This window comes from Blastocatellia bacterium (genome assembly GCA_035275065.1).
Taxonomy (GTDB): Bacteria; Acidobacteriota; Blastocatellia; order UBA7656; family UBA7656; genus DATENM01.
In genome coordinates this window covers 23312-46603 of the sequence record DATENM010000140.1, presented here as the reverse complement: position 1 = coordinate 46603, position 23292 = coordinate 23312, and the positions used below count along the sequence as shown (strand labels likewise).

Annotated in this window: 21 protein-coding genes; 8 read left to right on the top strand and 13 right to left on the bottom strand. The window is 60.8% G+C overall.

What is annotated here, in order from left to right; all coding sequences use genetic code 11:
- Positions 1–107: 107 nt before the first annotated feature.
- Positions 108–2081, bottom strand: a complete 1974-nt coding sequence (gene mutL, locus VJ464_26120) for a DNA mismatch repair endonuclease MutL (GenBank protein ID HKQ08626.1) — start codon at positions 2079–2081, stop codon at positions 108–110.
- A gap of 208 nt (positions 2082–2289) precedes the next feature.
- On the opposite strand from mutL, the gene VJ464_26115 reads away from it, so the two are divergent.
- Together VJ464_26115 and VJ464_26110 are read left to right on the top strand one after the other, a co-directional pair.
- A complete protein-coding gene (locus VJ464_26115) occupies positions 2290–2736 on the top strand; it encodes a hypothetical protein (GenBank protein ID HKQ08625.1) in 447 nt (148 codons plus the stop codon).
- Between the two features lie 159 nt (positions 2737–2895).
- A complete protein-coding gene (locus tag VJ464_26110; protein ID HKQ08624.1) occupies positions 2896–4596 on the top strand; it encodes a class I SAM-dependent methyltransferase in 1701 nt (566 codons plus the stop codon).
- Positions 4597–4669: 73 nt separating this feature from the next.
- Here the strand turns inward: VJ464_26110 and VJ464_26105 are convergent, their stop codons facing one another.
- The 3 genes from VJ464_26105 to VJ464_26095 all read right to left on the bottom strand — a co-directional run bounded on the left by VJ464_26105 (position 4670) and on the right by VJ464_26095 (position 7713).
- Positions 4670–6118: an amidohydrolase family protein gene (locus VJ464_26105; GenBank protein ID HKQ08623.1), complete on the bottom strand. Its 1449-nt coding sequence runs from the start codon at positions 6116–6118 to the stop codon at positions 4670–4672.
- 123 nt (positions 6119–6241) lie between these two features.
- Positions 6242–7237: a multiheme c-type cytochrome gene (locus VJ464_26100; protein HKQ08622.1), complete on the bottom strand. Its 996-nt coding sequence runs from the start codon at positions 7235–7237 to the stop codon at positions 6242–6244.
- 5 nt (positions 7238–7242) lie between these two features.
- A complete protein-coding gene (locus tag VJ464_26095) occupies positions 7243–7713 on the bottom strand; it encodes a nuclear transport factor 2 family protein (GenBank protein ID HKQ08621.1) in 471 nt (156 codons plus the stop codon).
- A 62-nt stretch (positions 7714–7775) separates the two neighbouring features.
- Here VJ464_26095 and VJ464_26090 point away from each other — a divergent pair, with 62 nt between their 5' ends.
- Entirely contained in the window at positions 7776–8690 is a 915-nt protein-coding gene (locus tag VJ464_26090) for a class I SAM-dependent methyltransferase (protein ID HKQ08620.1), read from the top strand.
- 42 nt (positions 8691–8732) lie between these two features.
- Here the strand turns inward: VJ464_26090 and VJ464_26085 are convergent, their stop codons facing one another.
- Positions 8733–9770 carry a potassium channel protein gene (locus tag VJ464_26085; GenBank protein ID HKQ08619.1) on the bottom strand — a complete coding sequence of 346 codons (1038 nt, stop codon included), beginning with the start codon at positions 9768–9770 and terminating at the stop codon, positions 8733–8735.
- 210 nt (positions 9771–9980) lie between these two features.
- On the bottom strand, positions 9981–11024 hold the full coding sequence (locus VJ464_26080; protein HKQ08618.1) for a PDZ domain-containing protein: 1044 nt from the start codon (positions 11022–11024) through the stop codon (positions 9981–9983).
- Positions 11025–11305: 281 nt separating this feature from the next.
- On the opposite strand from VJ464_26080, the gene VJ464_26075 reads away from it, so the two are divergent.
- Positions 11306–11587 carry a hypothetical protein gene (locus VJ464_26075; protein ID HKQ08617.1) on the top strand — a complete coding sequence of 94 codons (282 nt, stop codon included), beginning with the start codon at positions 11306–11308 and terminating at the stop codon, positions 11585–11587.
- A 210-nt stretch (positions 11588–11797) separates the two neighbouring features.
- Here VJ464_26075 and VJ464_26070 read toward each other — a convergent pair whose 3' ends face one another.
- The 7 genes from VJ464_26070 to VJ464_26040 all read right to left on the bottom strand — a co-directional run bounded on the left by VJ464_26070 (position 11798) and on the right by VJ464_26040 (position 18805).
- Positions 11798–13006: an FAD-dependent oxidoreductase gene (locus VJ464_26070; GenBank protein ID HKQ08616.1), complete on the bottom strand. Its 1209-nt coding sequence runs from the start codon at positions 13004–13006 to the stop codon at positions 11798–11800.
- Between the two features lie 12 nt (positions 13007–13018).
- Positions 13019–13726, bottom strand: a complete 708-nt coding sequence (locus VJ464_26065; GenBank protein ID HKQ08615.1) for a methyltransferase domain-containing protein — start codon at positions 13724–13726, stop codon at positions 13019–13021.
- Positions 13727–13744: 18 nt separating this feature from the next.
- Positions 13745–14122, bottom strand: a complete 378-nt coding sequence (locus tag VJ464_26060) for a HEAT repeat domain-containing protein (GenBank protein ID HKQ08614.1) — start codon at positions 14120–14122, stop codon at positions 13745–13747.
- A 213-nt stretch (positions 14123–14335) separates the two neighbouring features.
- A complete protein-coding gene (locus tag VJ464_26055) occupies positions 14336–16867 on the bottom strand; it encodes a PBP1A family penicillin-binding protein (protein HKQ08613.1) in 2532 nt (843 codons plus the stop codon).
- Positions 16868–17129: 262 nt separating this feature from the next.
- Positions 17130–17789, bottom strand: a complete 660-nt coding sequence (gene hisE, locus VJ464_26050; protein HKQ08612.1) for a phosphoribosyl-ATP diphosphatase — start codon at positions 17787–17789, stop codon at positions 17130–17132.
- Positions 17790–17795: 6 nt separating this feature from the next.
- A complete protein-coding gene (locus VJ464_26045) occupies positions 17796–18002 on the bottom strand; it encodes a hypothetical protein (protein ID HKQ08611.1) in 207 nt (68 codons plus the stop codon).
- On the bottom strand, positions 18002–18805 hold the full coding sequence (locus tag VJ464_26040) for a hypothetical protein (GenBank protein ID HKQ08610.1): 804 nt from the start codon (positions 18803–18805) through the stop codon (positions 18002–18004). Before VJ464_26040 ends, VJ464_26045 begins: the two co-directional genes overlap by 1 nt.
- Positions 18806–19047: 242 nt before the next feature.
- Between VJ464_26040 and VJ464_26035 the strand changes: the two genes are divergently transcribed.
- The 4 genes from VJ464_26035 (at position 19048) to VJ464_26020 (ending at position 23266) form a co-directional block, all read left to right on the top strand.
- Positions 19048–20088 (top strand): tocopherol cyclase family protein, encoded by a 1041-nt coding sequence (locus VJ464_26035; GenBank protein ID HKQ08609.1) that lies wholly within the window; start codon positions 19048–19050, stop codon positions 20086–20088.
- Between the two features lie 103 nt (positions 20089–20191).
- Positions 20192–20497 (top strand): hypothetical protein, encoded by a 306-nt coding sequence (locus VJ464_26030; GenBank protein HKQ08608.1) that lies wholly within the window; start codon positions 20192–20194, stop codon positions 20495–20497.
- Positions 20494–20994 (top strand): PIN domain-containing protein, encoded by a 501-nt coding sequence (locus tag VJ464_26025; GenBank protein HKQ08607.1) that lies wholly within the window; start codon positions 20494–20496, stop codon positions 20992–20994. Before VJ464_26030 ends, VJ464_26025 begins: the two co-directional genes overlap by 4 nt.
- 205 nt (positions 20995–21199) lie before the next feature.
- The gene (locus VJ464_26020) at positions 21200–23266 is read left to right on the top strand and encodes a DUF1800 domain-containing protein (GenBank protein HKQ08606.1); all 2067 of its coding nucleotides are present in this window, start codon (positions 21200–21202) and stop codon (positions 23264–23266) included.
- The last annotated feature ends 26 nt before the right edge of the window (positions 23267–23292 follow it).

The following is a 23292-nucleotide window of genomic DNA, read 5'->3' as shown; positions in this document are numbered from 1 at the left end:
ATAGCCCGAGTGGCAACATCGGCCAAGGAATTCCAGAGCGGTTGGCGGGGCGGCCCGGAGAGGCATCGAAAAGATGAGGCTGACTCGGCGGATTTCCGCAGCACCCTTCACACGGGTCGCTTGAAGCCGCGCTCGATGTCGCGCAGGCCCATGCGCATGAGGATGGGCCGCCCGTGCGGGCAGGTCATCGGGTTCTGCGTCTTCATCAGCTCATCAATCAGCCACTGCATCTTTTCCGAAGTCAGCCGCATATTGACTTTGATCGCTGCCTTGCAGGCCAGCGAGGCGGCGATCTCGTCGCGCAGGTGATCGAGCGAAAAGCTGCGCCGCTCGCGTTCGACGACGCCGACGATCTCGCGCACCAGGGCAATCACGTCTTTCGCCGCGAGGCCGGCGGGCGCCGTCTTGATGGCGATGGTTCGCCCGGACAGCCGCATGGTTTCGATGCCGATGCTTTCCAGTTCTTCTTGGACGATGCTGAAGGCGTCGGCTTCGGCAGGGGTGAGGTCGAGGGTTTCAGGAATCAGCAACGCCTGGACGTCCGCCGGGCGCGTCAGCCGGATGTCGCGGAACTGCTCGAACAACACGCGCTCGTGGGCGGCGTGCTGATCTACGAGCAGCAAGCCTTCTTCGTCGGTGGCGGCGATGTAGCTATCGCGAATCTGACCGAGCGGCTTGATGCCGTGGCCGAGATTCGGCAGGGCCTGGGCTTCGGGCGCTGCACTCGGCGCGACGGGTTCGGGCACGGATTCAGTAATCTCTGAAGCAGACGGCGCAAACTGGCCAGGTGATTCAAGCGATGGCTGCTCGGCGCTATTGCCTGAGTCCGCTGCAATGGCTTGACTTGAGTTCATCGCTGCAACCGGCAGCGCGCCGCTCAAGCGATCAAGCGGTTCTTCGCTCTGTGATGTGGATGGCCCGGACGCTGAACGCATGGGCTCGTCCGGCCTGTCCGTTAAGCTCGGCCGGGTAGGAACCGAAAGACGAATCGCTTCTCCCTGACGTTCTTCAGCCGCTTGCGGCGCGGGCCAGCGGCGCGATTCTTCTGCGACGCCACTGTTGTCCCGGTTGACGCCGATGCGCGTCGTCGGCTCGATGGCGCGGATGGCTTCGGCGACGGCATCGCGCACGAACGCGACGATGGCGCTCTCGTGCAGAAAGCGCACTTCGGTCTTCGCCGGGTGGACGTTGACATCGACCTCGGTCGGCGGCACCTCAATGAACAGCACCACCGCCGGGTAGGTCCCCGAAGGCATCATCGAGCGGTAGGCTTCCGAGATCGCCCGGCCAATCAGTTGATCGCGGACAAAGCGGCGGTTGACGAACAGGTATTGCTGATCGCGCGACGAGCGTTGCTCCTGCGGGTTCGAGACAAAGCCTTCGACGCGCAAGCCGCCGCTCTCGGCTTTCACTTCCAAAAGCTTGTTGAGCAGCGCGCTGCCGAGTATCTGATAGGCGCGCTCTTTCAACGAGCGCGCCGGGGCCACCCGAATCGCATCGCGCCCGTTATTGATGAGCAAGAACGAAAGCTGGGGGTTGGCGAGCGCATAATGCTGCACCAGATTGGTGATGTGATAGGTTTCGGTGGCGTCGCTCTTGAGGAATTTCTTGCGCGCCGGCACGTTGAAGAAAAGGTCTTTGATTTCGACTTCGGTGCCGCCTGGCCAGGCGATGTCGCGGGCATGGGTAAGCTTGCCGCCATTGAATTCGACTTCGGTGCCTTCGACGTCGTCGGCCGTCTTGGTGCGCAGGTGCAGGCGCGATACCGACGCGATGCTCGGCAGCGCCTCGCCGCGAAAGCCGAGCGTCGTGATTGCTTCGAGGTCTTCGGCGCGGCGCAGCTTCGAGGTCGCGTGGCGCTCGAAAGCGGTGATGGCGTCATCGCGCGTCATGCCTTCGCCGTCATCGATAATGCGAATCAGGCGTTTGCCGCCCGATTCGACTTCGATGTTGATGCTGCGGGCGCCGGCGTCGAGCGCGTTCTCCAACAACTCTTTGACTACGGATGCGGGCCGCTCGACGACTTCGCCGGCGGCAATCTGATTAGCGAGCGTATCGGGCAGCACTCTGATTTTAGCCATGTGATTTCCCTTCTTGAGAGTCCAAATTTAATTATTACATTAGCGCGACAGAATCTCCCAGCGGCCTGATTACAGCCTTGCTCGCGATGGGGTCCTGCCTTGACTTCTCTTTGGCTTTTTTCTAGAATTTCCTTCCTTATTTGGGAAGAAGTTAAGATACCGTCGACCGTCAACATCATCGAGGATTTTCAAACGAAAAGGACAACAGATGCTTAAGTCAGCGGGCCGTATACTGTGGTTATTGCTATTGAGTGTCTTTGCTCTCTACGGGTGTTCGGACGTCAAGGATAACTCCGCGCCCGCCAATCGCGCTGCCTCGACCCCCTCCTCAAACGCGGCGCCGAGTCAGGTCGCGACGCGAAGGGGAACGATCACCGCGGGCCCCAACCCGATCCAGCTGTGCCATAACGAAACCTCCGGGAAGACCACCATTACCTGGGAGGCGTCGGGGGTGAAGGAGATGGAAATTCACATCGGCTCGCCGAACGGCCCGCTGTTCGGGCGCGTTCCGTTCAAGGGGTCCTGGCCGACGGGCGAGTGGGTGGCTAATGGTCAGGTTTTCTATCTGCAAGATGTTTCCGATGGCTTGCCCTTAACCAGCGAAAACACGCTAGCAACGGTCACCGTCATGCATACGAAGGAGGGGTGCAAGTAGCCTGGTTGCTGACTCTCCTTCACGGACGCCCCGGCCCCTCGTCGTGCTTTCCGGGCAATCACTCCCTCCGGCGATTGAATGTAATGTTAAACACTCAGGCCCGCCGCCTTCATTAGGCGCAAGTCACTAAGCTGACTGTGTGAGGTCAAGGAGATCGGCATGTTTCTCTCGGAAGAAACCCCACTAGCCGTAGAAGACTCGGCAGGGTCTAAACGGCTAACCCCTGCGGATGACGCCGGCTCGGTCGGTTGGCGGACGATGCGCACCAACATCATTGCCAGGCTAGGGTTAGCCGTGAAGGCGAATGCCCGAGTAGTCTTCGAACCGTTGAAGGTTAGCGCGGGCGACACAGGCTTCATCACCTTTGGCCCTACGGAAAGAGAAGCAGTTGCCGACAGAGTTGAGGTGAGCGTGCGGTTTCGGCCCACAGATGACCCCGGCTCTGCGGAAAACGCAACGCGCGAAGTCGAATTACTTCGGCAGTCTGTGCCCGGCTTTGACCCGCAACAGCCCTGGATCGAGCAGCCGTTCGAACTGGATGAAGTCGTTGGCCGCGTCGGAGCGTTCGTCGTCGAGTGCGTCCCGACATCTACGCTTCCCTCCGAAGCGGACGAGCTTGGCTTTTATGAGTTCGTTGTAAGCGATGAGAAGTCGATTGACCTTAACCGCGCCAGAGCATTCAAAGCACTGCGGATGCGCAATGAAGAAGCGAATTTTGATGCTTACTACCAGAACGCGATTTTTCAGTGCGCAGACCCCCCCCCGCCCGCGGACCCCGAAGCTGGTCCTACCGCCGCTGTCGAGCCCGAGCCTGATCCGGTCATCACGGCTGTCGCAGTTGGAGGCGGCTCGGTCGCAGCGGCTGATCCTCAACCTCCGCCTCCGGAGCCAAAAGGGCTATTGCGAAATATGTGGGCGCGCTGGCATCGCCGTTTCACAGCGGCAGAGACGACGCCCGAAAACTCCCCCGCTATAGCTCGGGTGGAAGAGGCGCCCGCACCGCAAACGCCCGCGGCCCCGACCAGCGCGTTTGCCTATTCTCACGAACTTCTCATTAAGCTGTTGCAGCTTAATCCGCCGCCGTTCGGCTGGCGGCTGCAAACCAAGTTAAGCGAGTTCGAGGCTGCGGGGAAGGGAAATGGATCATCCAAGTTCCGCGTCCTGTCGCTCTGCGCCGGCGCTGCACGTATCGAGACCGATTTTGTTCGCAGCGTGGCTTCCGACAACCTCCATGTGACCCTCGTTGACATCAATCCCAAGCTTTTGGAAATGGCGAGACAGAGGATCGCAAAGTATTGCGACGTCGAGGTGGTCATTGAAGACGTCAATGAACTGGACCTACAGGGTGAAAAGTTCGACCTCATTTTATGCGTCTCCGGCCTTCACCACGTGGTGGAGTTGGAGCGATTGATCGGCGCCATCGCTCATGGACTGAGCGGCGGAGGCGAGTTTTGGGCTATCGGGGAGACCATAGGAAGGAATGGCGGGAAGCTTTGGCCAGAGTCGTATGAAGTGGCCAACGCTTTCTTCAGCAAGCTGGATAAGAAATACCGGGTAAACCGGATGACCGGACTCAACGTTGAAGACAACCTTCTGGACACGGACTGTTCAATCGGCTGTTTTGAAGGGATCCGCTGTGAAGCCATCGAGCCGACACTGTTGAATTTTCTCTCCCCGATTCACGTAAGCAAGCACAACTGCATCGTCTGGAAGCTATTCAGCCCGACGTATTCAGAGAACTATGATATGCAAAACCCTGTAGATGTCGCGCTCGTCGAGGAAGCTGTGCATCTGGACGTTGACCTGTTTCGCAGGGGCGGGCGGGCGATTGAGTTGAATGGCGTCTACGGGCTGCGATAGCCCATTCGGCTAAAGAAAACAGGGATGGGTTGTGCCCCATCCCTGTCGGGCCGCCGGGTTGTAGATGGCGGCGCTATTTGGTGTTTGCCACCCAGCCGTAGAAGTGGTTCGACGGCTCGGCGCCGTTCTGGTTGTACGCCGTCTTGATGTGCGACATGTAATCTTTGGGGATGGCTTTGCGCTTGGCCGCGACATCGATCTTGTAAATGCGCGCGGCGTTCAAGCCAAAGATTTTCTCTTTGTCCTTGTCGGTGATGGCACGGTAACCGAATTTCTTCTGCATATCTTCAGGAATCTGGAAGCGGCGGAAGGCTTCGATCTGCCACTGCGGCGAGCCCCACCAGAGCGAATCGGTGCCCCAGATCATGTGATCCGAGCCGAAGGCGTCGAGCAACTGGCCGATGAAGTGCGCCGCCAACACCGGCTGCATGCTCGCCGATAGCCCGAATGACGAGCCAATCTCGGCGTACACGTTAGTCATCTTCGGATTCTTCTTGCGATCCTGCACAAAGTCCCAGGTCCACTCGAAGGCGCCGTTTTCGGCAATCGGCACGTTCATTTTTGCGCCCGGCGGAACGTCCGCCTTGAACGCCGAGTGATAGATGACAAACGTCATGTCCGGATGATCGAGCGCCGCCTTTTTGACGTCGCGCGGGTGCGCGTAGTCGTGATGCTGGCCCGTCGAGGGGAAACCTTTGTGGACGCTGATCAGCTTGATGCCGAGTTGCTTGGCCTTCTCGAAATACGGATAAGCCACCTTTTCATCATCGAGCCACCACGGCTGACCCGTCGAGCCTCTCGGCGTCGTGTGCGGGTAGAGCTTCCACGAGCTGTGCTTATAGGTCTTGGCTTCAAACTCCATGCGGTCGAAGAGCTGCTGCTGGCTGGCGTAGTGATTCGGCGCGACGTTGCTCTGCGACAGCGCCCGCGTCGTGCCGCTCATCTCGTTGATGCGGTCGCGGCTCTTGGCCATCAGCGAGGTCGGCAGCACGCCGTACTCTTCGTGGCCGGGCACGCCGCTGATGACGCACATCACGGTGTCGCTGTCGAGGAAGATCTCTTTGACGAACGTCTTAAAGCTGTAGGCGTCGGTGTCGTCTTTCAACTGCACGCCGAGGTCTTTCAAAAACTCGAAGGCGCGGAACCCGGTCGCGCCGCCGATCTTCATGCCGTCTTTGACGTGATGCGTCTGCACGTCCATGATGAACTGGTTCTTTGGCCAGCGCTCGTCGTAAGCCGCCTGCTCCCAGGTCTCGGCTTCGGCGACTTCGAAGAAATTACCGAAGACCTGATTCATCGCGACGAAGGCGGTGGCCATGCCGGCGCTGGTGCGCAGGAACTGGCGGCGCGGAACGCCGAGCCGTTTGGCCTTCTTGTCGGCCATCTCGTTGATAAGGTGTTCGACCTTATGCTGCTCTGGGGTCTGCGGCAGCGGGTAGAACTCTTCGTTGGAAATCGCTTGCGTCGGGATGGGCGTGTCAATGCCCTTGCGCCGGTCGCGGATGTGCTTGGGTATCCACATAGACGGTTGCCTCCTGAGCAATTCAGCCTTGAGCCATACAAGCTGACGGTGATTGGTGTTTGAGAACTTGAGATCGAGCCGTAACTATTATCCACAAACGCGCGGCGTCTGCAAAGCCGCCGGCTAATATTCACATAGGGCGCTGTGAACTTCGTACGGCTTCAGCTCTTTAAACGGCTCATTCTTGTGGCAGACGGTACAGTAATCGGTCTTCGGCTGGCGACGGTGCAGGGCGGAGCCTGTCGAATGCAGCTTGTGGCACGACAGGCAGGTCAGATTGTCGCGCCCGAGCAAGACGATGTCACGGACGTTGCGCTGGATGTGCGCGTCCATCGCGTTGAGATTGGCATCATCCGCATGTGAAAAATCAAAGGCGAAATCTTTGAAGAGGTTGTCGCCCGATACGAAGTTATTCGCGAAAGGCCGGCCCGTCGAACGCGACGCGCCGCCGCGCAGGTGGCAGCTGCCGCAGGCCGAGGCGATCATCTGTGGCGTCTCTTTGGCCTTCTTCGCAAAGCGCATGAAGATGGTGCCGCCGGTGTGGCGGTCATCATACGGGCCGTGACAGGATTCGCAGCCGACAAAGGTTTCAAAGGGTCGCAGGCTCGCCGGGTCAACGCCGGTCATGTGACATCCGATACATTTCGTGGCGAACTTCTGCGCGTCCCACTCGGCGCGGCGACGGGCCTCGAAGCGCGGCTGTTTGGGATCGATCAAAGTGGCGTTGAGCAGGTCGAAGCCGCCGTGATCGTTGCGCCGCAGAAAGCGCGCGGCGCGGCGGTGGCCGAGGATGAAGTCAGCCTGAGGCGCGGCCTGCTTGAATGACGATTGCGCGCCGAGCGCTTCGATTTCAGTCGCCGTGTGACCGCCTTGAAACTTGTCGCGAATGGCGCGGAAGTGCGGATCGTTCTGCCAGACGGTGCCGACCGTGCCGCGATGGCAGAAGAGGCATTCGTCGCCTCCGTAAAGGTCGGGCGCAGGCTTACCGACATGGTTGCTGCCCCAGGCCGCCGGGTCGAACTGCTGTGCCGCTGCCCCGACGCTCGGCCCGGCGATTAGCTTGAAGCCGGCAAGCGCCAACAGTAGAGCCGCCAGCTTGATCCGTGTGTCTGGTTTCATCGTGTTCAGGACGCGGCGCTGGTGTGGTCGTGAATGATCTTCCAGCCATCGGCGAACTTGCGAAAGATGAGCGTGAACAGCCCGCCCTGGTCGCCCGTCGTCATTTTCAGGTTCCAGTGACCACGCACGAAAGCGGTGTCGGGGCCGAGCGTCTCGACTTCCAGCTCGGTGAACTCAAGCTGGCCCATTTCGCGGCCCGCGCTCTGATAGCGATTGCGGTAACGATCCAGCGTCGGCTGCCAGCCGGAGGTTTTGGTGCCGCCCGAATAGAACGACAGCTTCTCAGAGTTGCGGTAGCCGGCCATGAAGCCTTCAAGGTCGTGATGATTCCAGGCGGCGACCTGTCGGTTGAGAACGTCGAGAATGGCTTTTGTCGTCGCGGCTACACTATCCGACTTGCGCCGCTGTTGCTTTGCCGACCCGAAGACGGCGAGAAGGACGATTAAAAGCGCTGCCCACGGCATTCGTAATCGCATGGCGCGTTTCACCTCCATCCGTTTGTTGCCTGCCATCTCGCGGGGTAGAATTTTCATGCGAGATGATGAACGCCCTGTCACAACCCCGACCCGTGCCGCGCGGCTGCGGCATCTGCGGCGCAACCTCGGCGCGCGAACTCTACACGGCGCGCGACCGCTTGCGCAACTCGGAACACCCCTTTACCATCGCGCGCTGCGAGGGCTGCGGCGTCTTGCGCACGCTGCCGGAGATGAGCGACGACGAGCTCGCCTATTTCTATCCCGCGGATTATTGGGGCGGCGAGCCGTCGCTCGACTGGATACGCAAATCGCAGGCAGAGAAGACCCGTTTCCTGGCGGCGTGCGAGCCGCGCAGCGGACGATTGCTCGATGTCGGCTGCGGCGCCGGCTTCTTCCTGCGCGCCCTCGACCCGAAGGCGTGGGACCCGTTCGGCGTCGAGATTAGCCGCGCCGCTGCCGCCGCCGCCGAGCGCGTCATCGGCCCGCTGCGCATCTTCAACGGCACGCTGACCGCATCGGCCTGCGAGGACGAATACTTTGACGTGGTGACTTTCTGGTCGGCGCTTGAGCATACGAACGAGCCGCGCGAGCAGATGGTCGAAGCGCGGCGCATCCTGAAACGCGGCGGCACCCTGATTGTGCAAGTGCCGAACGCCGCCAGCTATCAGGCGCGCTGGTTCGGCGGCGACTGGTTCGCGCTCGACGTGCCGCGCCACCGCTATCACTTCACTGTGGCGACGCTCGCGGGCTTGCTGCGCTCGACCGGGTTCGAGATTTATCGCACCAGCTTTCACTCGAAAGCCCACAACCCACACGCGCTCAGGCAGAGCCTGAAGTCGCGGCTCTACGGGCCGGCGGCGGGCGCGCTCGGGCGCGCCGCCTTTCTCGCTTCGATCCCCTTCCTCAGACCCTTTGATTACCTGATGAGCGCCGCCGGGCAGGGCGCGACGCTGACCGTCGCGGCGCGTGCCGTGTAGCGTGCCAGTCCTTCCCCGGCCTTCAAAGATCAACTCGCCCGATCAATGGCGGTGTTGTAAGACCGCGCCGCGGGGGCTGCCGGGATTGGCCATGCGCTCAAGCGCGAGCAAACTGTTATGGCTGCCGATGGCGACCAGCGCGTCATGCAGTTCGATCACCGTGTCGGCTGCGGGATTGAAGATCATCGTGCCGCTCTGGCGGCGGATGGCGATGACGATGATGTCGAGCGCCGCGCGAATGCCGGTGTCTTTCAAGGCGCGGCGGATGAACGGCGAGCCGTCGTAAATCTCGATCTGCTCCATCTCCAGCTCAAGTTGCTCGGTCATGGTCGCCATCTCCATGAAGTCGGCGACGGCCGGACGCAACAAAACCTGCGCCATCTGGTTCGAGCCGGTGATGGCCGGCGACACCACTTTATCCGCGCCCGCCTTGAGCAAGCGCGGGATGCCCGACTCTTCGTTGGCGCGGGCGACGATGCGAATCGTCTTGTTGAGGTCGCGCGCCGCGAGCGTGATATAAAGGTTGTCGGGGTCTGACGAGACGGCGCAGATCAGGCCGCTCGCCCGCTCGATGCCGGCGGCGCGCAAGACTTCATCATTCGTGGCGTCGCCCATCAGCACCAGATGGCCCTGAGCGAGCAGCTTGTCGGCAATCGTCTCGTCGTTCTCGATAATGACGAAATCGTGGCCGCGCCGGGCAATCTCGCGGATCACCCCAGAGCCGATGCGCCCCGAGCCACAGACGATGTAATGATGCGTCAGCTTGTTAATGTCTTTGTACATCCTTCGCCTTCCGAACTGCGTGACCATCTCGAATTCGACCAGCGCCTGGGCCGCCGCCGACAGCGCAAAGCCGATGCTGCCGACGCCTGTGAGAATGAGAAAGGCCGTGAAGTAACGCGCCGGCTCGGTCATGCCATCCAGCTCTTTATAGCCGATGGTGGTGATCGTAATCAGCGTGAAGTAGAAACACTCGAACCAGGTCTGCGTCGGCAAGAATAACTTGAAGCCCATCGTCCCCATGGCGATCAGGCCGACGATGACTCCGAGCGCGAGTTGAAGTTTTCTTTTGGGCGACATAAGGAACCGAGCCGACGCCTTATGTTATCAAGGAAGGGGCGAAAAGGGGAGTAGAGAAAATGCGACGCGGCGACGCGGCGAGGGGAAAGCAGACGCGGCGACGCGGCGAGGGAAAGAGACGGAGGCTAACCGCTTGCTTTCCTTTCACCGCGTCGCCGCGTCGCCGCGTCCCCGCGTCACTCTTCCCGCGTCACGTGCTTTATTCCGAGGTTACACCGACCGCACCGGACGCGAGGTCGTGACGCGGCGCACAGGGGGCGGCGTGTCGCGCTTTTCGAGCGTCACGTTGACGGTCTGCTCGGCGTGGTTGCGGATGATCTTCAAGGTCACATTGCCTTCTTTACCCGCGAGCGCCGTGACCAGCGAGTTGACGCTTTCGATCTTCTGGTCATTGACCGCGATGATGACATCGCCGGCTTTCAGGCCGCCGCGCGCCGCCGGGCTCTCTTCTTTGACCGACGCCACCAGCACGCCGTGACCGTCTTTGACGCCGAAGAATTCCGCCAGTTGATTGGTCAGCGATTCGGCGCCAATGCCGAGTCGCGAGCCGCTGAAGAAGACGAAGCGGCCGGAGCTATCAACGTTGTAGTCAAGGTTGAAGTCGCCGAAGTTGGGCAGGTACCTGAACTCGTCCTGATGCTGGCGCAACTGGTCTTGATACTGTTTACGCCACGCGTCCATCTGCTTGCGGTTCTCTTCCAACTGCTTGCGGCCTTCTTCAGTCTGCGCCCACGCCTGGCCCTTCCACTCCGGCGCATTGAAGGCGTAGGCGAAGCTCGACGCGCGCTTGCTCATCGCCGCCGTGATCGTTTGCCGGCTGCCGCCGCGCACCACTTCCAATTTGACGTTGCGGCCCGCGGGGGTCTCGCTCAATAGCCTTTGCAACTCGCCGACGCTATCGATGCGCCGGTCGTTGAACGAAACGATGCAGTCGTTCTCCTTCAAGCCGGCTTTCTCTGCCGGGCTGCCTTCGACCACCCGGCTGACGATGGCGCCGCGCTCTTCGCTGAGCCGCAATTCTTTGGCGCGCTCCGCCGTGACTTCTTCGAGGTAGACGCCAAGATAGCTGCCGCTGCCGGCGAAACCGGACATCGTGTAAACCTGCGGCGTTTCGCTTTCCGCTTTGGATTGCGCCTCCGGGGCGCGAGTCTTTTCCTTTGCCTTCTCTTTCTGAGCGGCGAAGACGCTGCCCAGCGCAACCGAAAGGCTGAGCGCCGCGAATAACGATACAAAGAGATAAAAGCGTTTGCGCATTTTACTCCCTCCTGAATTTGTCTTTTTGCTTAATGCTAGGTTTGCGCACGCGCGGGACGCCGCAAAGTTCCAAAAATTGAGGCCCGCGGACGCGCGCCGCCGAGCGGGTTTGAGTGACGGATAGCGAAATGATTCACGCCGCCGCGCCAAGATCATACAGCCCGTGTGGTTCGGCGGCTCAACGGCACCCTGAGGCGCGGGAGCCTTCCTGGCATAGGGCTTGCGAATTATTGAGTTGGGCAAAGTGGACGTGGGCGAGTGAAAGAACAGGAGGGTAAATCATGAGAAAACTTCTATCCGCGGGAGTCATATCGCTGACCTTGTTAGCGGGTTCGACCTTTGCCTTTGCCGGCCAGAGATGGGATCGTGATCGGGACGATCATCACCGGCGCGTCACTGTTGTGCGCACCACCGTAGACAACGATGGTTATCATCGTCACGCCCGGGTTTTTCGTATGCGCAACGGCAGAGTCGTGCGCATGCGCGACGGCAGAGTCATGGTCATAACGCGCAGACATCCGCGGTACTATCGGTATTATGACCGGCAGCACCGTATACCCTAAAGCGGGTTTCAAATGAGTTGAACCGGGGGAAGCGCCATGAAGGCACAAGGACACGAAGAAACAAAACAGAGATCGTGATTCTTAGTGCCTTCGTGGCGATGGTTATCTGATGACCACACACGCAAGCGAATCGCTTGTGTCAAAGATTCGAAAAGCCTGCGGCATAAATTACCGCAGGCTTTCGCTTATGGGTTTTACATCAGTCTGCGATCAGGCTTGCGAACTTGAAACTGACGCCAGGCCGCCGCTGCGCGTGGCGCGCAATACACGGCGCGTCAAGGCCGGCGACCACGCAAGCACCCTCGCGGCGGGGCCGGCGACCGCTGGCGATAGCGCCACACGGCGCAACCAGCCCGCGACTTTCATGCGCGTGCCGAACTCGCGCCCGTAAGCTTCGGTGTAATGCATCAACGCGCGCTCGAACAAATCCAACGATGGCGTGACCCGGCTTTCACTCATTGCCTCGGTGACCGCCTCGGCTGCCAGCTCGCCGGTGCGCAGGGCGATCTGAATGCCTGTGCCGGTGAATGGATCGATCATGCCTGAAGCGTCGCCGATGGCCAGCACGCCGCCTTGCGAAAGCCGCCGGTGGCCGAAGACGAGCGGGCCGACGCTGTGCCACTTACCGACGACTTCCGCGCCGCGCAGGCGCTCGCCCGCGAGCGGATTGCGCATGATGGTTTGCTCGACGATCTTCGCGGCGTCGCCGCCGGCAGCGCGAAAGCTGCGCTCGTCGGCAATGAAGCAGAGATTCACCAGCCCGTCTTCGACAAGGGACAACCCGCCATAACCTTGCGGGAAAAAGTACAGCTCGACCTGTTCGTTGATGCCCTGGACGTTCGTGAGGTGTGCTTTCAAGCCATAGAGGCGCGCGCCGCGCGGCCCTGCGCGGCGCTCATCGCGGTTGACCATCAAGCGCGAGTTGCGCCCCGATGCATCGATTATCAACGGGGCCTCAAAGCGCACCACCTGGCCATCAGCAAGCGACAACGCTTCGACGCCGCGCGCCCGGCCGCCTTCGGTGATGCACTGTTTGACCGCTACGCCTTCGCGGCAATCGGCGCCAATGGCGCGGGCGCGTTCGAAGAGGATTTGATCAAAGCGCGCGCGGCTCAGACTCATCGCCCAGTCCGCCGTTGCAGACATCGCCGAAAGCGGCGTTTCGACGCGCTTACCCGAAGCCACCACGAGCGACAGATGTGTCAGCCGCTGCGCGCCGGCGCCGAGCATCAACCCCATGACGCCTAAGCGTTCAAGCGTCGGGAACGATTCGGGGGTGATGAATTCGCCGCAGAGCTTGCCGCGCGGCATGCGCTTCTCTTCCAGCACGAGAACGCGAGCGCCGCGCCCGGCGAGCGTGATCGCGGCGCTCGTTCCGGCAGGCCCGCCGCCGATGATGATGATGTCGTGTACGGTCATGAGTGAAAGGAATCAATCAGCGACTCGCGCCACCAGCGACAGGCGATAAGGAAAGCGGCGGCGGACGCGCACCTGCCGGAAGCCTGCGCGCTCGGCGTGCGTCGCCATCTCTTGCACAGTGAAGCCGCGCAGCACCGACGCCGGCCCATCGTAGCGCGTCAGGTAGCTTGTCGCCAGCAGCGGCCCGCTCAATCGCGCGAACCAGTAAGGCACCAGATGGCGGATCAGATCATTGACGATGACGGCGCGGCGCGCCACCCGCGCGAAATCTTTGAGCAGCCGCACGACGTCGGCGTCTTCGAAGTGGTGCAGGAAGAGCGAAGCGGTGACCACGTCAACCGAGTGATCGGCAAAGGGCAGCGCCAGCGAATCGCCGCGCACCAGTTGCACGTCTTCGTTGATGCCGAGCCGCGAGCGGGCGATGCGTAGATTGCGCTCGCTCAGATCGAGCGCGGTGATGCTGGAGGTGATGCCGCGAGCCCGGCACCAGTCGGCGACCGCGCCGGGAATGTCCGCCGAGCCTGTGCCGACATCGAGCAGGGAAAGCCTTGGCAATCGGCCATCGGTGACGAGCCGGTCGAGCGATTCGATGACGACGCGCCGCCCGCCGAGGAAGCGATTGATGCGGCGCAGGTCTGCGAGATTGCGCGCCACGTCCGCGTCGGTGCCTTCGCCCAGATCAAGCAGCTCTTCGATATAAACTCGTGGCGGCGTCAGCATCAGGTTTAAAGGTGCGCTCTAGGTTTCCAATCGTTCGATGGCGCGTTGCAGGCTGGCGCGGACGTGGATGGATTCTTCGACTTCGAGGCGGCGCTTGAGCGGCGCGACCGCGTCTGTGCTGCCCAGTTGAGTCAACGCATTGGCCGCCGCGCTGCGCACCGCGGCGTCTTTATCATCTAACGCCGTCAGCAGCGGCGGCAGCATGCGCGGATCGGGCGCGCCCGACTGACACAATCGCGCCAGGTCTTCGGCGGCGCGCTGGCGCGCATAAGGCGTCAGGTCGCCGAGCGATTCGATCAAACTTGAAAGGCGTGTATCCCTGGCCACCGGCGGCCCGGCATCCATCGCGGCGTCGGCTTCGTAGCCGCGGCTTTTCAGATATTGCCGCTCATTCAACGATAGCCCTCTGCGCCTGTTCGCCCACCACAACACCGCTATGACGATCAAGACAATGAGAATGAAGGGTAGCATAGGCAACGAGAATGAGGAGTCAGAAGTCAGGAGTCAGGAGTCAGAATGAGCAAGGAAATCGGCGGCAGCGGGTATGCTTTTCGCGCCTTCCAAATTTATTCTGACTCCTGACTCCTGACTCCTGACTCCTAACGCTAATCATCCGTTCTTGCCGCGCTTCTTCGGCGTTTGCGGTTCGGGTTGTGAAGTCGGCGGACGCGATGACGGTGTACGCTCGACGTCGTGCGGCGGGCGCGGCGGGCGCGGCGTTTCGCCCGCGTCGTCCATCTTCGGCGCGGGGCGTGCGCCAGGGTCTTTCGGCGGCGTCTCGTCCTGCGCCGCGCTCTTGGCTTTGTCGGCCGTATCGTCGGTCCCCTTGGCGGTGCTCTCGGCCTCGGCGGCCGCGGCCTTGCGAATCGCGCTCTCGGCCTGGGCGCGCTTGGCGACGATCTCTCTATCCGGGCCAGGGGCTTTGGGGAACTTATCGTTCGGCTTGTCGGCGAGGAACTTCTCCATGAAGCTGATCCACATGGGCAAGGCCGCCACCGAGCCGGCTTCTTTATTGCCGAGCGATTTCTTCAAGCCGGGATAACCGATCCACACGCCCGCCGTGTACGATGGCGTATAGCCGATGAACCAGGCGTCGGTGAAGTCATTCACGGTTCCGGTCTTGCCGCAGATCATGCGTTTGCTTAATTCCTTGTTGCCCATGATCGAGCCGGCGGTGCCGCCGGTGACGACGCCGCGCATCATGTCCTGCATCTGCGCGGCGACGTAGGGCGAGATGACTTTGTACGTCTCTTCCTTAAACTGCCCGCCTTCGACCGGGTTGCCATCGGCGTTTGTGACCTGCTTGATGAGGTGCGGCTTGACCCGCGTGCCCATGTTCGAGAACGCCGAGTAGGCGCTCGTCATGTCGAGCAGCGGCTCTTCCGTCGCGCCGAGGGCCGACGGCAGCACGCGCTTCATCGGGTTGGGCAGGCCGAAGCGCTTGACTACCTCGGCGCCCTTCTCGACGCCGACGATTGACAGCAGCCGCACGGCGACGACGTTCAGCGATTGCTGCAAGGCGCTGCGCAGCGGCAGCATGCCGCCGCCCGCCGAGCCGTCATAATTCGTCGGCGACCACCCCGTCCCCGGATCAACGAACGCCCCGGCGCTCACCACCGTGTCGGGCGTGAAGCCTTCTTCGATGGCGGCGGTGTAGATGAATGGCTTGAAGGTCGAGCCGGTCTGCCGCTCGGCCTGCGTCGAGTTGTTGAACTTGCGGGTCGTGAAGTCATAGCCGCCGACCATCGCTTTGATGTCGCCGTTCTTGGAATCGATACAGACGAGCGCGCCGTCGACCGACGGCACCTGATCGAGATTCACCTCCATCGTCTTCTTATCGTTGTCCACCTTGACGACGCGGAAGACCGCCAGGTCGCCGCGCTTCAGCAAGCGCGAAGGCGGCGCGCCGGCCCACTTGGTGTTGGCTTCGGTGATGACCGCCTTGTAATCGCCGAAGCGGATGTCGGCAGTGGCCGCCGCCACATTCATCACCAGCCCGTAGAGGTATTCGCCGGCGACGTAATCGCCCAGCCAGTCGGCGTGCGTGTAGTGCGTCAGGTCGGTCGCCTGTTTGGTCTCCAGCACGTTGAGCAGCTTGCCGCGCCAGCGCTTGCCGTGACGGTCCTCGTAAGCGTTCAGCCCGCGGCGCACCGAGCGCATGGCTTCGCGCTGCGCTTTCGGGTCAATCGTCGTGTAAATGTTCAGGCCGCCGGTCTGCGTCTGGTAGGTGCCGAAGGTGTCTTCCATCTCCTGGCGGACTTCTTCGACGAAGTAGCCATAGATCGAGTTGTTGTTGGCTTGCTGCGGGTTGATGCTCAGATTGATCCGCGTCTGCCGCGAGCGGTTATATTCGTCGTCGTTGATGTAGCCTTCTTCGTGCATGCGGTAGAGCACGACGTTGCGGCGGTCGAGCGCGGCTTTCTCGTCACGCGTCGGCGAATAGTAGCTCGGCGCTTTCGGCAATCCGGCCAGCAGCGCACATTCTTCGAGGGTGCAATCCTTGAGCGACTTGGAGAAGTAATACTGCGCGCCGGCTTCGAACCCGTAAGCGCCGCCGCCCAGGAAGATCTGGTTGCAGTACATCTCCATGATCTGTTCTTTGGTGTAGTAACGCTCGATCTGCAACGACAGGAGAATCTCTTTGACCTTGCGAGTGTAGGTTTTTTCGGGCGACAAAAAGAGCGCGCGCGCCAGTTGTTGAGTCAGCGTCGAAGCGCCTTCGGCCTTGCGGCTCTTGACGACGTTTTTCAGAGCGGCGCTGACGATGCGGATCGGGTCAACGCCGATGTGCTGGAAGAAGCGATCATCTTCAATCGCCCAGATGGCGTTCTTCATGTTCTCGGGAATCTGCTCGTAGGTAATGGGGATGCGGCGTTCGAGCGAAAACTCGCCAACGACCGTCTTGCCATCATCGGCGAGCACGCGGGTCACCAGGTTCGGGCGATAGCTGGCGAGCGCCGCCACCTGCTGCGCCTCTTCGGTCATGCTGGCCTGGTAAGCGACCGTCGCGCCGAACATGATGCCGGCGATCACCGACAGCGTCAGCAACGCCAGAAAGGTGTAGCGGCGGAAGAAGTCTTGCAGCAGATTGGCCGAGCCGCCGCCCATGCCACGCAGGTTGAATTTATTGAATATCGCCATAATCACTCTCGCAGATAGTTGAAGATAGGAGCTTCGTGACCGTCTTATAAACTTACCGCACCGGCGCAGCCATTGTAAAGGGAAGGGACCCAGGGTCTATTCATTCTCCGGACTTGAACCGCCAAGACGCCAAGGACGCCAAGAGAACGCCGAGCTTTTCTTGGCGGTCTTGGCGTCTTGGCGGTTCATCCCCCAATGGTTATTCGAGAATGAATAGACCCTGACCAGGGGGCTAGGAGCTGGGGAAACTGCCTCCTGCCTCCTACTCTCTCTTGGCGCGGGGCGCGGCGCGGCGCGTCAGCTCGCTCGCGACCTCGCCGAGCTTCACGTCGCGCTCGACCATCAAGACCAGCAGGTGATAAAACAGGTCGGCCAGCTCCGAGATGATCTCGCGCGGCACTTTGTTCTTGGCGGCGATAATCACCTCGCCCGATTCTTCGGCGACTTTTTTGAGAATTTTATCGAGGCCGCTGTTAAACAGGTAGGTTGTGTACGAGCCTTCCGGTCGCTTGTCTTTGCGCTCGGCGATCAGCGCGTAAAGGTTATAAAGTCCCAATCCGAATTCCATCGAAGCGACGTCGACCAGCTCGACTTCCGACGACCGCCCGGCGTTAACGGATGCATTCATGAGGCTGACCGTTTCGCGCTCCCGGGCTTCACCGGTCTGCCGTTCAATCAAGACGATCAACGAGCCGCCGTCCGCGTCAACGCGCACGTCGAGCAGGCGGTAATCGCTCATGTTGGCGAGGGATTGCATGTCGCCGAGGAAGCGCGTCTCGCCGGTTTGCAGCGCCCGGGCCAGCCGCAGGTTATCAAGGTAGGCGAGGGCCACGACTTCGAGCGTCGCGGCATCCTGAACGATGGCCGGGATCAAGCCGCGCTCATCAAACTTCACATTATGAATCAACACGTCATCTGCCATGTCCGATTACTTTGTTCTTTCCAGCAGCTGGCGCACCAGGGCTTCGCGATCCTGGCGGCGGCGAATCTGCTGGCGGCGCTCCTGGCCTTCGGAGTCAATCCAGGTGATGCCGTCAATGATGACCAGATTCTGCACGCCATAGCGCATCGTGCGTCGCCGCTCGCTGAGGCGGCGGTCATTGCCCGACCTGCGCTCTTCGCCGTTCCAGTTCATCACTTATTCTCAGGCACCGACGGCTGCAAGCGCGGCTTGCTGAGGGCCGGCTGCGCGATCATGCGCGGCGCTCGGATCACCCCCATGCGGTCGATGTGCAGGTGAACGCCGGTGGCGTAGGTGTCGAGGGCGCGACCCAGTTGCGCCGAGCGCGCGTTGTGCGCCGCCACCCGCTCCCAGGTCGAGAAATCCTTGATGCGCAGGCCAAGCTCGTTGCCTTTGCCGACGATAAAGGCGACCTGCTCGCGCGTCAGGTCGCGGACGCGAATGTCATAGGCGCTGCCGCGCCCGTAGAGCCGGCGGTGCTCTTCGTGGTCGGCGCCCGTAAGCGTCATGTCGCGGTCATAGCGCTCGCGGAAAGCGGCGCGCAGCAGGCCGAAGCGCCGCTGAAATTCCGGGGCATTCATCGGCCCAAGCGGCAAGTCGTCGGCGGCGACTTCGGGCTCGTCCGTGACGGGCCGGCCTTCGTACTCTTGCGACTTCCAGAGCCGCGCCGTCTGGTCTGTGGCCGGCTGCGTTTCGTAGCGATAAATCTTCTCAATGATCTCCATCAATCCGGCGCGCAGTCGCGGGTCGCTGCGCACGTCTATGCCCTGCTCGAAGACATAATCGACCGCGCCGTCGAACTCGCGGCGGGCGCATTCGACGTTGCCCGCTGCCAGGCAGGCTTCGCCTTTGGCCATCTGCTGCCGCGCCGCGGTGAGTATCGCGTCCGCCCGTGAGTCGGGCGCGGCGCTCTGCGCGCGAGCCGGGGAAGCAGCGAAAATCAGTATGGAAGCAGCCAGGATAATTGCTCTATGCATGAAACCCAGATTCTACCCTTCTGTTACTCGAAAGCCGGCGCCAGCCGGATGCGTGGGGCGATGGCGCGGCGACAAAAATTCTATCAGAAGCCGGGAGGCGGTGGCAAAGTTTGCCTTCCGCCGGCTTGCTGCGGTATGGTGTTGGCGTCAAACGGGCGCCGGAGGTCGCGCCCGCTGCCGGCAGATTCAAGGGAGCACATTCCTATTTTCAATCTGCGATCCGCCAATCACAGAGAGCCAGGATGACTGTTAGCCTGAAGCCTGCTTCCGACGTAGCGGCGAACGAGGCCGACAACCTCTGTCGCTGGAATCGCCGCAACGCCAATCATTACGAGGTGTGGTTCCTGACGCTGAATCAGCGCGCCACGCGGCGGGGCTTCTGGTTCCGCTACTGCATCGAAGCGCCGCTCGACCACGAGCCGCGCGCCGCGCTCTGGGCGGCGGCGTTTGACCGCGCCAACTCCTCGGCCAACCTCGGACTGAAGCAAGAATATGCCATCGAGCATCTGACGGTCGCCGGGGACGAAGCCTTCCGGCTGCGCCTCGGCGACGGCGAATTCACCTGCTCGCAGGCACGGGGCCGCGTCGAACAGGCGGGCCGCTCTATCGCATGGGATTTGCGCTATCAACCGAACCCGCGCACTTATCATCACGTGCCGCCGATGCTGGTCAACCTCGTGCGGCCCTCGTCTTTTGTCTGCTCGCCGAACCTCGACACGCGCTTTACGGGGACGGTCACGATTGACGAGCGCGAGTTTGTCATCGAAGACGAGCCGGGCTGCCAGTCGCACCTCTGGGGCCGCAAGCATGTGGACGAGTGGGTTTGGGTTCACGCCAACGCCTTTGAAGGGCATGCGGGCACGGTCTTTGAAGGGCTGGCGGCGCGCCCGCGCCGCGCCGGCAAGACCTTGCCGCCGATGCAGTCTCTGTACCTGCGGCACCGCGGCCAGGAGCATCGGTTCACGCGACTGCGCCTGTCCGAGCAGTGGAAGCGCAGCCTGGGGATGGGCTACTGGTCATTTACCGCTTCAAACACGCGGCTGCACATCGAAGGCGTGGCGCAATGCCGCTTGCGCGACATGATTCAAGCCGAATACCGCGACCCTGACGGCGAGGCGCTCTACTGCATCAACAGCGAAGTGGCGAACTTGAAGATTCGCCTCTACCAGCGCGTGCGCGGCATTCGTTATCGCCACGTCGAAACGATCAACGCCCGCGCCACGGCGCACCTGGAGCACGCCGCGCGCCAGCTTGACGGCGGCGTGCTCCTGGCGTTTAAGTAGAGAAATACCTGGATGAGCAAATCAGACAATGTAGTTGTGCGGCTCGAAGAGTTGGAGCTAAAATTGCCACCGCACGTTCTGAGAGGTTTAAAATGGTGATCAAATGATTGACGTAAAAGAGGCAGTAGACATCGCTCTAGATTATCTGGGAAAGTTATATGATATGAGCACCCTTCAAGATATATTGCTTGAAGAGGTCGTGCTATCTGATGATGAGAAATTTTGGTATGTGACAATAGGGTTTTCCCGGCTAATATATTCAACAGACCCTATGGGGAAGCTTAGTGAAACAATTTGGAAGATTAGTGGATCAGGGGCTGGGCCCCAGAAATACCAAAGAGAGTACAAGGTATTTCAAATCGATTCAGCCACAGGCCAAGTTAAGTCTATGAAGATGCGAGCGGCATGATTGGCCATACTGAACAACTGATTGCGCGTTATTCACAGAAGGGACTGCTCATCGACACGAATATTCTGCTTTTGCTTTTTATCGGCAGTTACGACCAGAATCTGATCAGGAATTTTAAGCGGACTGTACAGTTTACAATTGAAGATTACGATCTTCTCGTCGTTCTCCTGCGCCCTTTCAATAAACTCGTCACAACCCCCAACATATTGACTGAGGTGACCAATCTCTCTGGCCAGCTTGGCGAGCCTGCAAGAAGCTCTTATTTTCGGACTTTTGCAGAAGGTATCAAACTTCTGGAGGAAGAGTACGTCGAGAGTCAGAAAATAGCCGGGCACGCTGAGTTTGTCAAAATAGGGCTGACCGATGTCGGAATATGGACAGTTTCTGAAGGCAATTATCTAGTCCTTACAGATGATTTTAAATTATCACAGTTGCTTGGCAGCAAGGGCGTTGATGTAATCAACTTCAATCATCTCCGTCCGCTCGGATGGACGTAACAGGAGAATCACTTTTCCAAACTATTTCAAAACATCTCGCGTCTTAGCTACTGAATGCGCGAAAACCGGCGAAGGAACCAGGGCAGCAAGTCGCGTAGGGGGCCTTCAAGGAGTAAGCTATTTAATCCGGGCGGTGCGTGATCGCGGGCAATCCATGCGCCGATTCCTTCATCAAATTAATTCGCAGCATCAGAGGACGTAAACCATGAAACCTGAAAAGAACTCATTGATACGAACTGCCGCGGGGTGGCGCGCGGCTTCAAGGCTGATGGCCATCGTGATGGCCGCAACCCTCGGCTTCGGCGCGCTGGCGCCGGCCTTTGGCGATAGCCGCGCGAAAGCCGCCAAGACGACGGCATTGACTGAAGATCAGAAGATCATTCACCTGCTCAACCGCATCGGCTTCGGCCCGCGTCCCGGCGATGTCGAGCGCGTCCGGCAGATCGGCATAGACAAGTTCATCGATCAGCAGCTTCACCCCGAACGGCTTGAGGACGCGGCGGTCGAGGCGCGGCTTAAGAATATTGAATCAATTCATATGGGACTGTCTGAGCTGGCCGAGAAATACCCGGAGCCCGGCATGATCGCCCGCGAGCTTGGCTTGAAGGGCAAGAATGCCGCGCCAAAGGCGATGCCTGCCCCGCAGGCGAGCCCGAACGGCGACAACGCGCCGGCCAATCAGGCCGCTGACGCGCAGCTCGATCTGAGCAAGCAAGAGAACCGGCAGATGGTCATGGAGTATTACCGCGAGCATGGCCTCAAGCCGCCGCAAGTGTTGCTGCAAGACCTGATGCAGCAGAAGCTGATCCGCGCCGTCTACAGCGAGCGCCAGTTGCAGGAAGTGATGGCCGACTTCTGGTACAACCACTTCAACATCTTCTGGCCGAAGGGCGCCGATAAGATACTGACCACCGATTTCGAGATGAGCGCCATTCGCCCGCACACCTTCGGCAAGTTCCAGGACTTGCTGCTGGCGACCGCGAAAAGCCCGGCGATGCTCTTCTATCTCGACAATTTTCAATCGAGCTCGCCCGACGCCAAGCTGCCCGGTCGCGCGGGAGCCGGCCAGCAAGGTCGTTTGCAGCGGGCGGCTCGGCTCGGCGGCTTCGGCCAGCCGAATAGCCCGTCGGGCCAGATGAGCCCGGAGCAACAGCAGCGCCGCGCCCAGGCGGCGCAGCAGTTCGCCAAGCGCAAGCCCGGCATCAACGAGAACTATGCGCGCGAATTGATGGAGCTGCACACGCTCGGCGTCGAAGGGGGCTACACGCAGAAAGACGTGCAGGAAGTGGCGCGCTGCCTGACCGGCTGGACGATTGTGCAACCGCGTCGCGGCGGCGGCTTCGTCTTCCGCCCGTTCATGCATGACGACGGCGAAAAGATGGTGCTCGGCCACAAGATTCCTGCCGGCGGCGGCATCAAAGACGGCGAGATGGTGATTGACATTCTGGCGCATCATCCCAGCACCGCGAAATTCATCTCGACCAAGCTGGTGCGGCGCTTCGTCAGCGACACGCCGCCGCCGGCGCTCGTGGATCGCGTCGCGCAAGTTTATCTGAAGAGCGACGGCGACATCCGCGAAATGCTGCGCGCCATCTTCACGTCGCCGGAGTTCTACGCGAAAGAGGCATACCGCGCCAAGATCAAATCGCCGTTCGAGCTGGCGGTGTCGGCGATCCGCGCCGTCGGCGGCGAGATGAACAACCCGATGATGGTGACGCAGTTCATCTCGAAGATGGGCCAGCCGCTCTATCGCTACCAGCCGCCGACCGGCTACCCGGACAAAGCCGAGCAGTGGGTCAACACCGGCGCGCTGCTTGAGCGTTTGAACTTCGGCCTGGCGCTGAGCGCGAATAAGCTCCGGGGCACGACCGTTGATCTCAAGCGTATCGCGCCCGAGACGGCAGGCAAGGACACGACGCAGACGCTCGATCAAGCCATCGCCCTGTTGCTCAACAAGGACGTGTCGCCGCAGACGCGCGCCGTGCTCGAGAAGCAGATGACCGAAGGCGTGCCCGTCAAAGGCGAGTTTGTGCCGGAGCGCAAGCCGAACGACGCGATGATGGCCGAGACCGGCGAGGCGCTTCTGGCTGACGGCTCGATGCCGCAGCGGCCGGGCAAAGGCGACAAGGTCGCTAAGTACGATTTCCCGCGAGGGCGCGAGAACCGGCAGGCATTTCGCAATGAGCCGCTGGCGGTGCTAACGCCGCGAGAGCAGGAGATCGCCAAAGTCTTCGGCCTGGTGCTCGGCTCGCCGGAGTTTCAAAGAAGGTAAACAGTGACAAGTGACGAGTGACAAGA

Bases quoted from the DNA above. Each gene is read 5' to 3' on its own strand.
- mutL (HKQ08626.1), bottom strand. From the start codon at position 2,081: ATGGCTAAAATCAGAGTGCTGCCCGATACGCTCGCTAATCAGATTGCC.
- VJ464_26115 (HKQ08625.1), top strand. From the start codon at position 2,290: ATGCTTAAGTCAGCGGGCCGTATACTGTGGTTATTGCTATTGAGTGTC.
- VJ464_26110 (HKQ08624.1), top strand. From the start codon at position 2,896: ATGTTTCTCTCGGAAGAAACCCCACTAGCCGTAGAAGACTCGGCAGGG.
- VJ464_26105 (HKQ08623.1), bottom strand. From the start codon at position 6,118: ATGTGGATACCCAAGCACATCCGCGACCGGCGCAAGGGCATTGACACG.
- VJ464_26100 (HKQ08622.1), bottom strand. From the start codon at position 7,237: ATGAAACCAGACACACGGATCAAGCTGGCGGCTCTACTGTTGGCGCTT.
- VJ464_26095 (HKQ08621.1), bottom strand. From the start codon at position 7,713: ATGCGATTACGAATGCCGTGGGCAGCGCTTTTAATCGTCCTTCTCGCC.
- VJ464_26090 (HKQ08620.1), top strand. From the start codon at position 7,776: ATGATGAACGCCCTGTCACAACCCCGACCCGTGCCGCGCGGCTGCGGC.
- VJ464_26085 (HKQ08619.1), bottom strand. From the start codon at position 9,770: ATGTCGCCCAAAAGAAAACTTCAACTCGCGCTCGGAGTCATCGTCGGC.
- VJ464_26080 (HKQ08618.1), bottom strand. From the start codon at position 11,024: ATGCGCAAACGCTTTTATCTCTTTGTATCGTTATTCGCGGCGCTCAGC.
- VJ464_26075 (HKQ08617.1), top strand. From the start codon at position 11,306: ATGAGAAAACTTCTATCCGCGGGAGTCATATCGCTGACCTTGTTAGCG.
- VJ464_26070 (HKQ08616.1), bottom strand. From the start codon at position 13,006: ATGACCGTACACGACATCATCATCATCGGCGGCGGGCCTGCCGGAACG.
- VJ464_26065 (HKQ08615.1), bottom strand. From the start codon at position 13,726: ATGCTGACGCCGCCACGAGTTTATATCGAAGAGCTGCTTGATCTGGGC.
- VJ464_26055 (HKQ08613.1), bottom strand. From the start codon at position 16,867: ATGGCGATATTCAATAAATTCAACCTGCGTGGCATGGGCGGCGGCTCG.
- hisE (HKQ08612.1), bottom strand. From the start codon at position 17,789: ATGGCAGATGACGTGTTGATTCATAATGTGAAGTTTGATGAGCGCGGC.
- VJ464_26045 (HKQ08611.1), bottom strand. From the start codon at position 18,002: ATGAACTGGAACGGCGAAGAGCGCAGGTCGGGCAATGACCGCCGCCTC.
- VJ464_26040 (HKQ08610.1), bottom strand. From the start codon at position 18,805: ATGCATAGAGCAATTATCCTGGCTGCTTCCATACTGATTTTCGCTGCT.
- VJ464_26035 (HKQ08609.1), top strand. From the start codon at position 19,048: ATGACTGTTAGCCTGAAGCCTGCTTCCGACGTAGCGGCGAACGAGGCC.
- VJ464_26030 (HKQ08608.1), top strand. From the start codon at position 20,192: ATGATTGACGTAAAAGAGGCAGTAGACATCGCTCTAGATTATCTGGGA.
- VJ464_26025 (HKQ08607.1), top strand. From the start codon at position 20,494: ATGATTGGCCATACTGAACAACTGATTGCGCGTTATTCACAGAAGGGA.
- VJ464_26020 (HKQ08606.1), top strand. From the start codon at position 21,200: ATGAAACCTGAAAAGAACTCATTGATACGAACTGCCGCGGGGTGGCGC.